Here is a 15,256-nt window from a genome sequence, read left to right on the forward strand (position 1 = left end):
ACACAGATTTCTTGTTTTATCTTGTTAAAGAGCAACTCAACCTCGTAAGAGAAGGTGAGTACCACACTGAGCGTCGAACGCTTCCAGTTGGCTAGGGCTGCGTATTTTACGCATTTCCCGTTTCGCGTCAAGGAGTTTTTACAACTTCTTGCTACGATTGAATTAAGTGCTTAAAAGCGACTCAATTCAACTTAACTCGTCAGCTGGCTTTCGCTGCCTGCCGTGTCAGTGGATGCGCATTATAGGCAGTGAAACTTTTTGTGCAACCCCTATTTTAAGGAAATTTGCAGTTAATTCTAATTATCCAATCTAGCCACACCATACCCACCACTTACCCCCAAAGTTATCCACGCCCGCTCATTTTAGACTCAGTTTCAACTTAAAATGAGGTTTGATGAGCCTCTATATACTAATAAAGCACGGAGATTCCGTTGATTCTCGAGGCCAGAGGTGGGTTCTTGATGCAGCTTGTTCTAATAAATGGGCGAACGATAGATTAAAGAAACTCTTTGCCGACTTAATCAGAGATACAGGCCGTATTGCACAAAGCTGATATTGGCCACTTGTTAGTTATGAGCTTATCTATATAAAGCTAAGTTGATTTATCAAAGACGTAATGCACATTAAGAGTGACATGTTCGCTTACCTATATTTAGTGACAGGAAATTTAGTGACAGAAAATTTAGTGACAGAAAATTTAGTGGCAATAATTTAGAAGCAAAAAATACCCGCCAATGGCGGGTATTTTCTCATTCAGCTATGGCCTTAAACGCTGAGCTTATTCTTCAACAGGCGAGACCACGAACAGTAAGTCGCCTTGAGACACTTGCTGACCATTGCTGTTCAGGATGCGCTCGATACGATACTTCTTATCTTCAGGGTACAGAATCGCACTCTGACGGTTAAAGCCAGCTAAGGTCACTTGCGAGAACATCTTCATCGCTTCTGTTAGTGCTAGCGTTTGATCGACCGTGACTATGTCACCTTCTTTCACGAAGTCCGCTTCACCCGGTGCAGAAGAGGTATAGAAGATACCTGCGCCTTGGGCTAACACTTTCAGTTCGTTACTTTCGCCAACACGCAGTGACTCAGTGTCCACTTCCACAGTTTCAGCGGCAGCTTCCATTTCTGCGATCAACGCAGGAATATCGAGCTCAGCCATTAAGCGTGGCAGATAGTTAGTGTCGTAAACACCTTCGTTGAAGGTACCATCTTTCAAGATCAGCTTGAGTAACGGAATGTTAGTCGCGATGCCTTTCAGCACTACACTGCCTAAGTATTCGTACAGTTTGGCAATCACATCTTCACGGTTTTCACCGCGCATGATGATTTGCGCAATCAAGCTATCGTAGTATGGCGATACTTCTTTACCTGGCGCAGCAATCGAAATGATTTCCACATCTGGATGATCTGGGAACACACACTCAGTGATCTTGCCAGGATTTGGAATAAGCTGCAGTATGCCATGGCTATCGAGCGCCGCTTTCTCAGCCGTCACACGTACTTCCATCGCATAACCAATTTCTTTCGGTTCTAACGCTGCAATTGAACGGCCAGCGGCAATATCAAACTGCGCACTAACGATATCAATACCTGAAGTCGCTTCCGTGACAGGATGCTCAACCTGCAGACGCGTGTTCATCTCCATAAAGTAGACTTCGTTTGCATCTAAGTTATAGATGAACTCAACGGTACCTGCGCCCATGTAATCGGTCGCGTCGCCTAAGGCACGGGTATAAGCCAGCACTTGCCGCTTCAGCTCATCCGGCAGCATAGTTGAGCCAGATTCTTCGACCACTTTTTGGTTGTTACGTTGAACCGAACAGTCACGCAAACCTAATACTTTCGCGTTGCCGAACTTATCACGCAGCAACTGCACTTCGATGTGACGTAGTGATGTCACATACTTCTCTAAGTACAAGTCACCATTACCGAAGGCGGCGGCCGCTTCAGTTGCGGTTTTTTGGAATAAACCAATCATGTCTTCAGGACGTTTTACAACCTGAATACCTTTACCGCCACCACCTTGTACCGCTTTAAGCAGTACTGGATAGCCGATTTCGCTCGCCACGTTTACGGCTTGTTCAGCATTGGTCAGAATACCGTGCGAACCAGGAACAACAGGTACGTTTTGCGCTTGCGATGTCTTAATTGCGTTCGACTTGTTACCCATAGTCGTCATTGAATGCACGCTAGGACCGACGAAGTTAACACCGTTATTCACACACAATGCAGCAAACTGCGGGCTTTCTGAGAGGAAACCAATACCAGGATGCAATGCATCAACCTGTTCATATTCGGCCACTTTCAGCACTGAGTATGCGTTCAAGTAACTTTCGTCCGATGTGTTACCACCAAGACAAACTAACTTGTCGGTTTCTTTGAGCATGTCCGCGGGCACTGATGTCATATCAGGATCAGACGCCACTAATACCACATTGATATTATTGTCATGCGCCTTACGAATAAGTTTTACAGCTGTACAACCACGAGCGTGAACCAATACTTTGTTAATTGGCTTCATTAACTTACGTGGATCGTTCTGCACGATCACTTCTTCTTCAACAGTAGCTTCAACCACTAAGGTCGACAGTGCATTGATGATCACATCGTTAATTTTTGCCGAAGGCATTGGCATCAGAGGATCGATACCTGCTAACTGAGAGTCTAAATTGTCGCTGAATGGGTTATGGACTAAGCCCGCCATTGCGCCAGGTACTTTTGACAAGTAGTTAGACAGCGTTGCCGTTGATGGTAAGTAAGCTGGCACCACCATTTGACCTGCGAATGGCATGTTAGTACCAGACAGATAGTAAGTTTGCACCAATGGGTGAGTCACAAAACTCGCCTGCGCACCACCGGTACAGTCACCAAAACCAAACATCAGTACTGGCAATTCGTTATCACGAATAAAGCGCGTGATACGATCGTTCACCACAGCCATAGAGAATAGCGCCGCGGCGCCTTCTTTAGTCTGCATACCGCCTGAACTGATAAAGCACACAACGGGTAATTTACGCTTAGCACACTCGATTAATAGTGCAGAGAATTTCTCAGCACTGGCCATATCGAATGCACCCGCTTGGAATGCGGTGTTAGACACTGCCACACCCACACGCACTTTTTGACCTTTTTCTTTAAAGTCAGCAATACCTGTGATCAAACCACATGGGCGAATGCCTTTATCTAATGCGTCTTCAATCGATAAACGGAAGCCTGGGAAGTTGAGCAAGTTAGCCGACATTTTGTCGCCGTTGATCTCTTCGAAATGGGTAAAGAACTGCTTCACCACATTTTCCCAAGTCATGTTGCCTTTACGTTTTTCGTCACGCAGCACTTTTTGGATCAATAGATCTTGATAACCCATGGTCAAGCGGTTCCAGAAGTCCTTACGACGACCGATACGCACAGGGTTGATCGCACCAGTGTACTTGCTGGTATCGCTTTCACTATCGAAATACTCAGGCAGTAAACGCTCGAAGAAGTAAGTCAGTACCACGAATAGACTGTCGTTAAGTTGTGGGAAACCCACACTCTTCCACTGCTCTACTCGCACCAACAAATCGGCGCGGTTCGATTGACCCATAAAATACTTGAGCCACTTATAGAACTTAGCTTTGTCATTCGAGGTATCTTGCGTCGACAATGCATGGTCAATTGACTTGTGCAACAGGTTGTTCACTGAGTTACGTGACAAACTCTTCGACATCATGGCTTCTTTAGCGATTGACGCTAAGCTGCCCACAACGTTGTCATACAAGGCATTGAAGATCAGAATGTTATGGCATTGCCAAATAAAGTCTTCACGCAGTTCTTCATTTACCACCACATCAAGCACAGTCAGCTGATTCAGCTCAGGCCATTTAGCTTGAGTCACAGACTTTGGCAAACTTTCTAAGTGCTGAATCAGCCCTTTAAAGTTGTTAGCCGCATTGCTCTTCCAGCGGTGATACAAAGACCAGCTGATGTTGAATAACAACGCCTTACGTGCTTTTTTATAGTTCTCTTTTGGCTCACCCAAAATCAAACGTGTCAGCATGTTACGCTCGGTAGAAACTTCGTCACGTTTAGCGACAAAGTTAGTCCATAATTTATTCAAATCTTCGTCATAAACTAGCTTGTCAGGGTTAGACAACCAAGCTTGGAACACACGGTCTTGTTCCTGTTGAATACGTGCCAACAGATCACCTTCTGGCACGCTAGCACGTGACAGACGACCATATTGCTCTTGAGAAATAGAATGGATACGGCTACGTAGCGTTAAATAACGCAGATAGCGATAGGCGCTACCGAACAAGTTATGGTGACTGGTCGGGCTCGTTGCCACAGCCAATTCTGCGTTCAGTTCCAAAGCCATCAAGTTTTTAGATGGATTAAGGAAACGAGTTAAACTGCGATCATAATGCTCACGTAAATCTTTAGATTCACGCACAAAATTCATCGCTGCACGCTCAACCGCTTCTACGCTGCTAATAATAGCGCGGCGCAGATTGTGCTGACGCTCGTCACGATCGCCCGGTGAAAAGTCGATGATACCGTCGATACAACCTGAGGTATAAAGCTCTTCTGGTGATACACCCACAGATTTCGCACATTCTTGCCAAGATAAGTTGTACTTACGGGCAATACTTTGCAGACCTTGTGGCTGGATCGTGTTGAAAATACCGTCACGCAACGACAACAGAATGTTCGCCGCCGCTAATGGAATCGCACCACCAGAATAACCGGCACCGATAACAATACCGACTGTCGGTACGTCAACGTTAGCGCTTTCAGCAATAGCCTTAGAAATTGAATGCGCTTGGTTTTGGCTGTTAGCGATTTCGCCAGCATCAGCTCCAGGAGTATCAATTAAATAGATAATAGGCATAGACAATTCGGCAAAATGACGAATTGCTTTACAGGCGGCGTAATGATGCTCAGGCATCCAAGCACCGTTTGCGGTAGTGCGTTCTTGGGCGATAAAGCCAATACGACGAGTGCGTGAACCAAAGTTCAGCTCGACCTCAGCACTGTAAAAAGAGCCCAAGTGAGTTTCAGTAATCAAGCGACCTTTAAGATCGGCAATGATACGTTTTGCACCAGGACGACCTTTATCTTGGGTCGGCTGGATTACTTTAGTAACGTAACCGTCGACATCTAACGATGCCAAGTCTTTCAAGTTTGCCTGAATGGCATCCTCATTTAAAAGACCTTTAATTTCTTCCGATAAACTCTGTTTACTGTGCTTAGGAAACAGAGAAAAATCCTTTGCCAAATGCTCGGCTTGTAAAAAAAGCGGATCGGGCGTTTGGGCTTGAGTCATGTGTGTGGGCTGATTATTGCTGGTCATCAAAAGATCCTCTGCTTAGCCTCTGAAAATTTTTAGCCAATAAATATAACTTTGTTATCCCGTCAAATGCCATTAAACTGCATAAGACGCTATGTTCCAAATATGAGACAGTGGGAAAAACATGCCAGATTTAAACGGTATGATGCTATTTGCAGCCGTAGTTAGAGCTAAGGGATTCTCCCAAGCTGCACGTGAAACCGGCCACCCAAAATCCACCATAAGTCGCAAAATCGCGCAGCTTGAAGAACAACTTGGCGTGCGATTGCTACAGCGCGACACCCGTAACCTGAGTCTGACCCAAGTCGGGGCACTCTTTTACCAACACTGTGATTCCATTCGCAATGAGGTGGAAGCGGCCAAGGCAGTTATCGAGAATACTCACGATGATGTGTCAGGATCATTACGCATTGCAATCCCAGTGTCATTTAGCCAAGAACTTATCGCTAACCTCTGTAGCGGATTTATGCGTTTATATCCCAATGTTGAATTGGATGTCCAGTTTACCGACAACGATATTGGTTTAGTCGGTGAAGGATATGACATAGCCATCAAATATGGTCCACTTCAATCGTCAGACCTAGTCGCAAGATTACTGTTTGAACGCCAGCCAATTTTAGTGGCAAGCCCTGCATACTTAAAACTCAAAGGCACCCCCGCGACCCCAAAGGAACTCAGCCTGCACAGTGGGATTTTATTGGGGACTTCTCGCTCAGCACCAATTTGGCCATTGGGTAAAGGTTCGCGTAAAACCATGGCGAACTTTCAGCGTAAAGTGAGGGTCAACAGCCCGATAATGGTGAAGCAATTAGCCATAGATGATTTTGGCATCGCCATGTTATCCAATTCAGCCTGTAAAACCGAACTTGCTAATGGACAGCTAGTACCGATTTTACAGGAGTGGCCGATTGAACCTTTTAAGGTTTACGGGGTTTATTCGAGCCGACGCCAACTGGCCACCAACATCAGTGTCTTCTTAGACTTCTTCGTAAAACGCTTCAGCAGCCAAGAAAGCCTGCAATCCCTAATGGGTTAACGTTTCCCGTCGCATCAAGGAAACCTGTTTCAAAAAAGCCCAATAAAAATGCCTAGATCTGAGTCTAGGCTTTCAGTATCACGATTGATGTCAGCTAAGTAGGCAGCGTCATACGCAATTCTCGCAAGGTTTGGATACGCTATGCTTACACGACCTAGCATGGGCTAAGGAATAACGCGTTCCCGTTTTAAGATTTCCTTAGTAATGGCTTGACGCAATGGTAAACCTGCCGCGTCGGGAATATCCATATTCATCGCAAAAAACCATACATTATCATCGAGTTCAACCCAACCTACCCACCAGCCAATGCTTGGTTCTGCTCTGACTGCATAACCGGTTTTCGCACGGATAATATAGTCAGAATTCGCTTCAGTCAGCATGGCTTGCTTAACAATACGTAAACTGCGCTCAGAAGCGTGTATCTTGTTGTGATAAAGCTTACGTAGGAAATCGATTTGCTCCGTAGCCGAAATTTGTATGCCACCATCTAACCAAAAGCTATCCAAATTTCCCGAAATATCCTCATTACCATAATCAAACGAGGCGATCATCTTCGACATACGCGCCTCACCAATTTGGCGAGCAAACTCTTGGTAGACAGGCACAACCGAATACTTCATTGCAGTAATAAGGTTATGATCACGATTCCAAGTTGCGATATCTCGACTTTTACCATCCCACTTAAAGACTTGATGCTCATCCTTCACCACGCCAAGCTCTAGCGCGATCAAACTGTTAGGAATCTTAAACGTCGATGCAGGTAAAAAACCTTGATTGGCACGTTTAAGATTATTAGTGAATCCCTGTTGCTTGTTTTCATTCCATAACACCACTACGCCTTTAGTTTGGTGCTGAGTAAAACTAGCATCCCAACTGCGGGTTTCTTGCCACTCCTTAGCTGTAGTAGATGCAAAAGTCGGCGCCACTAAGCTTGACGACACTAAAATAGACGACATCACCAGCACAGCCGATATGGTGAACAAACGCATAAAGTCTCCTTGTAGAAAAACAAACAATCCAATGAACTAAAAAAGTGATTAAGGCTATCACTTAGGGTTTTGGCAAGCCCTAGCAAACTGCTGACCAATTGTGGCAAAAAAGAGGCAAACTAGACCCTATTGCACTGTTGCAGATGGATTAATGTCAGCGCCACATGATTTGTGATAGAAGATATTGGCATAAGATGACAAAGATCACTGAGCTTAACTTTATTACCCTCAGCTTGTAGTGCATACTTTTTGGCATAAGAGACTATCCGCACGAAAAAAATAATCATTATTTCCAATGAATAACGTCTAATCACTACAGGGAAGCAAAACATGTTAAAGCCAATGTTAACACTCATCCTCACCACCAGCTTAATGACTACAGCCAGTGCCGTGCAGTTATTTGGTGATGTTGAAGTTTCCCGCCTACCAACAGCCGAAAAAACCATAGGCGACGTAGTCACTCGCTATCAAGCACTTGACGATGGTCTGGCTCAACTGAGCTCAAAGAAAAACGAAGTTGACGCCACCCAATTAGCGGCGCGCCAAGGACACAGATTATGGCAACAAGCTGTCCGCGATGTACAGTCAGGGCATTTTGACGACCGAACTTTATACTGGGCTCGCCTTGCCATGCTTAATAGTCTAAAAACCACCAGCGCCAACTTTAAAATGGCCGATTGGCAACAAGACATATTAATGAGTGCGGTTGAAAAGGCCTCACGGGGTTTTAGCGATATTCAATATGGTGATGATGTCCAAATCAAAATATTTCTCACTGGTTTCGATCCTTTCTTCCTCGACAAAGATATCACCCAGAGTAATCCTTCAGGTTTAGTCGCCCTCGCCTTGGATGGTTTTCGCTTTGAAATTAATGGTAAAACGGCGCAAATAGAAACCGCTATGGTGCCAGTGCGTTTTGCAGATTTTGATCAAGGACTTATCGAGTCGCTATTGAGCCCGATTTATCGCGATCCCAAAACCCAATTTGTGTTCACCGTTAGCATGGGCCGAACTGATTTTGATATTGAACGTTTCCCAGGGCGAAATCGCAGTGCAGCGGCGCCCGATAACCAAAACGTACTCACTGGCGGCACTAAAACCGCACCGGTTGCCCCAAAGCTTAATGGTAAAGATTTTATCGGCCCCGAATTTGTGGAATTTTCACTGCCTGTTTCGGCTATGCAAGTCAAAGATGGTCAATGGAAAGTCAATGATAACCATACTGTCACTACCCTTGCCCGCGGCGAATTTAGTGCAACATCATTAAACGAACTGCAAAACGAAACCTCAGTCGAAGGTTCAGGCGGCGGTTATCTCTCTAATGAAATCTCCTATCGCGCCATAGTCTTGCAGCAAAAGTTTAATAGCCATACCAAGGTCGGCCACATTCACACACCAAGAGTCAAAGGCTATGACGCAGATACTGAGCAAGCCATAGTCGAACAAGTACGCACTATGGTGATGCAGGCGGCAGCGAGTTTATAGCCAAGTCACACTGGCTGAAACTGGCATTGTCAGATAGCGTTCGCTATGATGCGAACGCTTCTGATGTGAACGCTTAGGCAGGCTTAATCACCGATAAGTTTTAAGCACTCAATTTTATCTTTAACCGACGAGATCCAACGCTAACCCTATGCTGAAACCCGCTGACTTACTCAATGCCTTACGCCGTCGCAGCAGTGAAGCACTTGCCCCGCTGTCAAGGTCGACGCACGCAGCCTTAGGCAAAAGCCAAGATAAGTCGCAGGTGATAACGAGTCCACCAGCACCCAATCCGACTCAGGCACATATTTTCACCGGTTCATCACGCCCACTCTCGTCACTACAAATTCAAGTACTAGAGCGAATTGAAGCCTGTTATCGAGAGGCCGAGATATCGCTTAAGCGCACTTTTCCACGCCCAGTCACTCAATTTAGTCTAAGGGGTAAGAGTGCGGGTACGGCTCATCTGCAACAGAATCGCTTGCGATTCAATCCTGTATTGCTACGCGAAAACAGCGAGGCATTTCTGACTGAGGTCGTCCCCCACGAAATTTGTCATTTACTGTGTTTTCAGCTTTTTGGCAAAACCAAGCCCCACGGTAAAGAATGGCAATCTTTGATGTTAACGGTATTTAAGGTCAATCCGAGTACCACACATAGCTTTAATACCACTTCAGTTACAAGTCGCGATGTTGAGTATCGCTGCGCCTGTGGACCGATTCGACTGAGTATTCGCCGCCATAACAAGGTGTTGCGTGGTGAAAGTCGTTATATTTGTAAACGCTGTAAGACCCATTTAACTGCGATCTAGCGACTTTCAGCAAACAAAACCCCACCTAAGTACGACTCAATTTGCATAAACAGCGATATTTCCCTTACCATCACGCCATAAAAGATGAGCCAAAGGCTCGCGTAGTGTTTGTTATTTTGGGATAAATTTTGAACATAGCTTCTTTAACCGTTAATTCACGGCGACTTTTGTTGTGCCTAATCACTTGGGCGGCGACCTTATCTGTGCCCGCAAGTGCCTCAGTGTCACATCCCAGCAGTTTCAGCCAAGCGAAAACCAAGTCACAGGCGCTCTACGCAGGCAGTCGCCAAGGTACTCTGCCCGCAGTCAGCTTTTACTGTGGCTGTGAAATTCAGATCAAAGGCAAATCGTGGAAACCCGATCTCGCCAGCTGTGGTTATCAAGTCCGTAAACAGGAAACCCGCGCCAACCGTATCGAGTGGGAACACATAGTCCCCGCCTGGGAATTTGGCCATCAACTCCAATGCTGGCAAAAGGGCGGCCGTAAAAACTGTGCCGATAACAGTAATGAATTTAATAAGATGGAATCGGACATGCATAATTTGGTACCCGCAATTGGTGAGGTCAATGGCGATCGCAGCAACTTCCGGTTTAGCCAATGGAACGGTAAGGCCGACCAATATGGCCAATGTGCTATGGTAGTCGACTTTAAGAATCGTCAAGCACAACCTCCCGCGAATACCCGCGGTAAGATAGCCAGAACCTACCTCTATATGCAGCAGACCTATGGTCTTAAAATCGCCTCTAGCCAATTAAAATTGTTTAAGGCATGGGATAAAACCTATCCAGTTGATACTATTGAGTGCAAACGTGATAACGCCATAGCGCAAACCCAAGGTAACCATAACCCCTTTGTACAGAATGCCTGTAATGCGCCACCACAGCGTCAACAATTAGCCGAATAAGGTCGACAATGAGAGTCCCAAGAATTTATCAACCTCAGCCATTAGCCATCAATCAACAGTTGAACTTAGACGAAGATGGCACGGCCCATATCGGCAAGGTGCTACGCATGGGCAACGGCGAACATATCAGTCTATTTAATGGCGATGGCAATGATTATCTTGCTGAAATTGTCGATGCAGGTAAGAAGCATGTCACAGTAAAACTGCTTTCCTGTGAGGCCAATTTATCTGAGTCGCCACTCAACTTGCACTTAGGCCAAGTGATTTCCCGTGGCGATAGAATGGAGTTCACCATTCAAAAATCAGTCGAGCTTGGCGTGAATACGATTACGCCGCTGTTTTCAGATCGCTGCGGTGTGAAACTCAACGGTGAACGCCTAGAGAAAAAAATTCAGCAATGGCAGAAGATCGTCGTGAGCGCCTGTGAGCAATCGGGACGCAGCCAAGTGCCCATGGTTCGCCCAGCGATGGACTTGCACGATTGGTGCAGTGAGCCGACCTCGGCGCTTAAACTCAATTTGCATCCACGTGCCGCACACGGTATCAATGGCTTAGATTTAGCCCATACCCGCGTGCGACTATTAATTGGCCCAGAAGGCGGTTTGTCGGCGGAAGAAATCGCCATGACAGAAACCTATCAGTTTACCGATGTGTTGCTTGGCCCCAGAGTGCTACGCACCGAAACCGCCTCGCTCACCGCCATTACTGCACTGCAACTCAGATTTGGTGATTTAGGCTAGACCGTCCACAACCGCACACAGCGGTGGTATGGCACCCCATTATCCAATAAATGCTTTTTTGCCTGCAAACGGCGACAAATAAGGAACAGATTAATGATAAAACTCGGCATAGTGATGGACCCCATCAGTGAGATCAACATTAAGAAAGACTCCAGTTTTGCCATGTTAATGGCCGCGCAGGAAAGAGGTTATCAGCTGTTTTATATGGAAATGGCCGATCTTGCCATGGTCAACGGTGTGGCTATGGCCAATATGCGTCCGTTAACTGTTTTCAATGATGCGAGCAAATGGTTTGAACTCGGCGAAGCTACAGACACGCCGATGAGCGAACTGGACGTGATCTTAATGCGTAAGGACCCGCCATTCGATACTGAATTTATCTACGCAACTTACATGCTTGAACGCGCCGAAGAACAAGGCGTGTTGATCGTTAACAAGCCACAAAGCTTACGTGATGCTAACGAGAAACTGTTTACCGCATGGTTTAGCGAATTCACCCCAGAAACGATCGTGACCCGTGATGCCAAACGTATCCGCGCTTTCCACCAAGCGAAGGGCGATATTATTCTTAAGCCACTTGATGGTATGGGCGGCACCTCGATTTTCCGCGTGAAGCAGGACGACCCAAACCTTGGGGTCATCATAGAAACCTTGACCAGCTATGGCCAACAATATGCCATGGCGCAAGCCTTTATCCCTGAGATAACCAAAGGCGATAAACGCATTTTAGTGGTCGATGGTGAGCCTGTGCCCTACGCCTTGGCGCGTATCCCAATGAAAGGCGAAACCCGTGGTAACTTAGCGGCAGGCGGAAGCGGTGTGGCTCAACCTTTATCCGACAGCGATTGGGCAATTGCCCGCGCCATTGGTCCAGAACTTAAAAAACGTGGACTGATTTTTGTCGGCCTCGATGTCATTGGTGACAAGCTGACTGAGATCAACGTAACCAGTCCAACTTGTATCCGTGAGATCCAAGCAGCATTTGATGTCGACATCACCGGCATGTTAATGGATGCTATTGAAGCACGCATTAACACCAAAGCATAAAAATTTACCAACGAGTTTGTTGATTTAAGGCGCTTTGACATCACAAGCGCCTAGCCACTTTCTAGGGATGTGATATGAGTTTCACCAAAGCGCCATTCTTGTTACTCGGCATAGGTTTATTACTATCGACTCCGACTTGGGCCAACATAGAAACAGGTCCAACGAAAGCACCGTCGCGTCCCAAAAATATTGTCATCATGATAGGTGATGGTATGGGACCGTCTTACACTAGCGCTTACCGTTACTACAAAGATAATCCTGACACAGAGGAAGTCGAACAAACCGTATTCGACCGTTTACTTGTAGGGATGGCGAGCACTTATCCCGCCAGTGTCAGTGGTTATGTTACCGACTCAGCCGCGGCAGCAACTGCGCTCGCCACTGGCGTTAAATCTTACAATGGGGCGATTTCGGTCGATACCCAAAAGCAACCGCTGCCGACCATACTCGAAAAAGCCAAATCCCTTGGCCTCAGCACAGGTGTGGCTGTTACATCCCAGATAAACCACGCCACGCCTGCAGCCTTTTTAGCCCACAATGAGAGCCGTAAAAACTACGACGCCTTAGCACTCAGCTATCTAGAAACCAACGCCGATGTATTCTTAGGCGGTGGTCAAAAATACTTTACCCCTGAACTATTAGCGCAATTTAAAGCCAAGGGTTATCAACATATTACTCGTTTTGAAGACCTCGCCAGCATCACCCAACCTAAAGTGCTAGGCTTGTTTGCCGAAGTCCAATTACCTTGGGCGATTGATGAAAAAGATGCGAAAAAACTCAGCACTTTAACCCAAAAAGCGCTCCGTTTACTGTCGCAGAATGACCAAGGTTTTGTACTGTTAGTCGAAGGAAGCCTCATCGACTGGGCGGGTCACAATAACGACATAGCTACAGCCATGGGTGAAATGGATGAATTCTCCAATGCCATTGAAGTGGTTGAGCAATTCGTGCGTGAACATCCTGATACCCTGATGGTGATCACCGCCGACCATAATACCGGTGGCCTATCGATTGGCGTCGATGGAAATTACAACTGGAACCCTGAAATCCTACGTAACATTTCAGCCAGTACCGACACATTAGCCTTAGCCGCCATCAGCGGTGAACAATGGCAGGCCGATCTCGCCCGCGGTTTAGGTTTTGAGCTCAACGAAGAAGAAATCGCAAAATTAACGGTCGCCAGAATGCAGGGATTAGAAACTATCGCGGTTGCAATTCGCCATGTTATTGATAAGCGAACTGATACAGGTTGGACAACCGACGGTCACACAGGCACAGACGTACAAGTGTTTGCCGCAGGTCCCGCATCTGAGCTGTTTAACGGCCATCAAGACAATACTGATATCGCCAATAAGATTTTCAGCTTATTGCCAAAACCGAAAAAACCTAAGAGCTAATGTCTAAGTGATTCAACGAATAGAAGGCAACCGCATAATGCAGTTGCCTTTTTTATTGGGTCTTTTGATTAGGGATTTTATCAGGTCTTAGCGCAGGGATTCGATGCAAACTGGCTCAGGCGTGAATAACGGGTATAATGCCCACACTTAAGTTTATAGGTGCCTGTAACTGTGTTAACCAATCCATCGCAAGTCATTATTCGTAATCAAGACAGCCTAAGCCAACATAAGGTGTTAGTGCTCAATCATGAAGCCGATCTACTGCCAAAAGCCCTGCTCGATGTCACGGCCTCGGTCGATGCCCTCGCCTTGGATTATCACCATTATTTACACTTAGCGCCGCACGCGAATTCAAAACTGCGTTGCTACTTCGGCCACGAACTGCCACATCAAGACCCAATTAAACCTGAAAAGTACGATACGGTTATCATTTATTTCCCCAAGGCTAAACCCCTCGCACCTTATCTATTTAACCTCGCCGCCAACCATCTTGTGCCTAACGGCCAACTGTTAGTGGTTGGGGAAAACAAAGGCGGGATTAAGTCTTTAGTTAAACTCTTGCCTGAGTATTTTGCGACGGGGATGAAACTCGATAACGCCCGCCACTGCCTGCTGTTTGGTAGTAATTTAGAGGGCTGCGCCCCGGCAATGAAACTTAGCGACTGGGTCAGTCAGTATCAACTCACAACGCCGCAAGGCGAGATCAGTATCTGTAATTTAGTCGGGGTATTTAGCGAAAAACGGTTAGATCTCGGCACTGAATTATTATTGTCACACCTACCAACACTCTCGGGCCGAGTGCTCGATTTTGGTTGCGGCGCTGGCGTAATCACCGCAGCTCTACTAAAAGCACAACCGAGCCTATCCCTAGAATGCGTTGATATTAATGCCATGGCGTTAGCTTCTTGCGAACTCACCCTCGCGGCCAATGGCATGACAGCCAAAGTGTATCCATCCGATGGGCTCACGCAAACCACAGGAAAATTTAACGGCATTATCTCTAATCCGCCGTTTCATGATGGCCTCGCCAGCACCACCAGCATAGCGCAGAACTTTGTTACCGATAGCGCTAAGCAATTACAACATAATGGTATTTGGCAAATAGTCGCCAATCGCCACCTGCCCTATTCCGATATTATCGCTGCCGAATTTGGCCAATTGAAAGTGGTTGCCGACAACAACAAGTACAAGTTGTATTACTTCCAGCACAAATAGATGTTTGATTAATAACGCGCAGATGCTTTCGCTGAAGCGCGTTATTGGCAACTCAGCCACTCACTCTTATCCCAATCCCTGTTTGTTTTCAGATAAAACCTCCCTTTCATCGTGTTACAAAATTCAATATTGTGATTTGCCGCATGCCAGCGATTCTGACAAGTCCTCACTTATAGTCACTCAACAGCCGTTCCTAACATAGGGATTCGATTTAAAACATCAAAATAATGGTTAAACCTAAAATCAATATAAGTTGTGGTTTATTCAGTAATTTTTGCTATAAAACCAGAGATAACACTGATTAT

Annotated in this window: 10 protein-coding genes; 8 read left to right on the top strand and 2 right to left on the bottom strand. The window is 46.1% G+C overall.

Features of this window, described 5'->3' with window-relative positions; all coding sequences use genetic code 11:
* Positions 1-778: 778 nt before the first annotated feature.
* Positions 779-5,332, bottom strand: coding sequence for a biotin carboxylase N-terminal domain-containing protein (locus L5M71_RS14085; protein WP_263208280.1), 4,554 nt, complete (start codon positions 5,330-5,332; stop codon positions 779-781).
* Between the two features lie 121 nt (positions 5,333-5,453).
* On the opposite strand from L5M71_RS14085, the gene L5M71_RS14090 reads away from it, so the two are divergent.
* Positions 5,454-6,365, top strand: a complete 912-nt coding sequence (locus tag L5M71_RS14090) for a LysR family transcriptional regulator (RefSeq protein WP_263208283.1) — start codon at positions 5,454-5,456, stop codon at positions 6,363-6,365.
* Positions 6,366-6,529: 164 nt separating this feature from the next.
* Here the strand turns inward: L5M71_RS14090 and blaOXA are convergent, their stop codons facing one another.
* On the bottom strand, positions 6,530-7,354 hold the full coding sequence (blaOXA, locus tag L5M71_RS14095; RefSeq protein ID WP_263208285.1) for a class D beta-lactamase: 825 nt from the start codon (positions 7,352-7,354) through the stop codon (positions 6,530-6,532).
* Positions 7,355-7,684: 330 nt separating this feature from the next.
* Here blaOXA and L5M71_RS14100 point away from each other — a divergent pair, with 330 nt between their 5' ends.
* The 7 genes from L5M71_RS14100 (at position 7,685) to L5M71_RS14130 (ending at position 14,951) form a co-directional block, all read left to right on the top strand.
* Positions 7,685-8,839: a hypothetical protein gene (locus L5M71_RS14100; protein WP_263208287.1), complete on the top strand. Its 1,155-nt coding sequence runs from the start codon at positions 7,685-7,687 to the stop codon at positions 8,837-8,839.
* A 148-nt stretch (positions 8,840-8,987) separates the two neighbouring features.
* Entirely contained in the window at positions 8,988-9,647 is a 660-nt protein-coding gene (locus tag L5M71_RS14105) for a SprT family zinc-dependent metalloprotease (RefSeq protein WP_263208289.1), read from the top strand.
* 128 nt (positions 9,648-9,775) lie between these two features.
* Entirely contained in the window at positions 9,776-10,552 is a 777-nt protein-coding gene (gene endA / locus L5M71_RS14110; RefSeq protein WP_173913177.1) for an endonuclease EndA, read from the top strand.
* 8 nt (positions 10,553-10,560) lie between these two features.
* Positions 10,561-11,292 carry a 16S rRNA (uracil(1498)-N(3))-methyltransferase gene (gene rsmE / locus L5M71_RS14115; protein ID WP_263208292.1) on the top strand — a complete coding sequence of 244 codons (732 nt, stop codon included), beginning with the start codon at positions 10,561-10,563 and terminating at the stop codon, positions 11,290-11,292.
* A 93-nt stretch (positions 11,293-11,385) separates the two neighbouring features.
* Positions 11,386-12,339: a glutathione synthase gene (gene gshB, locus L5M71_RS14120; protein ID WP_168826802.1), complete on the top strand. Its 954-nt coding sequence runs from the start codon at positions 11,386-11,388 to the stop codon at positions 12,337-12,339.
* Positions 12,340-12,413: 74 nt separating this feature from the next.
* Complete coding sequence (locus L5M71_RS14125; protein ID WP_263208294.1) at positions 12,414-13,736, top strand: alkaline phosphatase; 1,323 nt, start codon at positions 12,414-12,416, stop codon at positions 13,734-13,736.
* A gap of 171 nt (positions 13,737-13,907) precedes the next feature.
* The gene (locus tag L5M71_RS14130) at positions 13,908-14,951 is read left to right on the top strand and encodes a methyltransferase (protein ID WP_263208297.1); all 1,044 of its coding nucleotides are present in this window, start codon (positions 13,908-13,910) and stop codon (positions 14,949-14,951) included.
* The last annotated feature ends 305 nt before the right edge of the window (positions 14,952-15,256 follow it).

Origin of the sequence: Shewanella sp. SW1 (assembly GCF_025653545.1) — a bacterium.
Classification (GTDB): domain Bacteria; phylum Pseudomonadota; class Gammaproteobacteria; order Enterobacterales; family Shewanellaceae; genus Shewanella; species Shewanella oncorhynchi.

What these genes read in the sequence shown, in the direction of transcription:
- L5M71_RS14090 (WP_263208283.1), top strand. Translation starts at nt 5,454, where the DNA reads ATGCCAGATTTAAACGGTATGATGCTATTTGCAGCCGTAGTTAGAGCT.
- L5M71_RS14085 (WP_263208280.1), bottom strand. Translation starts at nt 5,332, where the DNA reads ATGACCAGCAATAATCAGCCCACACACATGACTCAAGCCCAAACGCCC.
- L5M71_RS14125 (WP_263208294.1), top strand. Translation starts at nt 12,414, where the DNA reads ATGAGTTTCACCAAAGCGCCATTCTTGTTACTCGGCATAGGTTTATTA.
- L5M71_RS14105 (WP_263208289.1), top strand. Translation starts at nt 8,988, where the DNA reads ATGCTGAAACCCGCTGACTTACTCAATGCCTTACGCCGTCGCAGCAGT.
- blaOXA (WP_263208285.1), bottom strand. Translation starts at nt 7,354, where the DNA reads ATGCGTTTGTTCACCATATCGGCTGTGCTGGTGATGTCGTCTATTTTA.
- gshB (WP_168826802.1), top strand. Translation starts at nt 11,386, where the DNA reads ATGATAAAACTCGGCATAGTGATGGACCCCATCAGTGAGATCAACATT.
- rsmE (WP_263208292.1), top strand. Translation starts at nt 10,561, where the DNA reads ATGAGAGTCCCAAGAATTTATCAACCTCAGCCATTAGCCATCAATCAA.
- L5M71_RS14100 (WP_263208287.1), top strand. Translation starts at nt 7,685, where the DNA reads ATGTTAAAGCCAATGTTAACACTCATCCTCACCACCAGCTTAATGACT.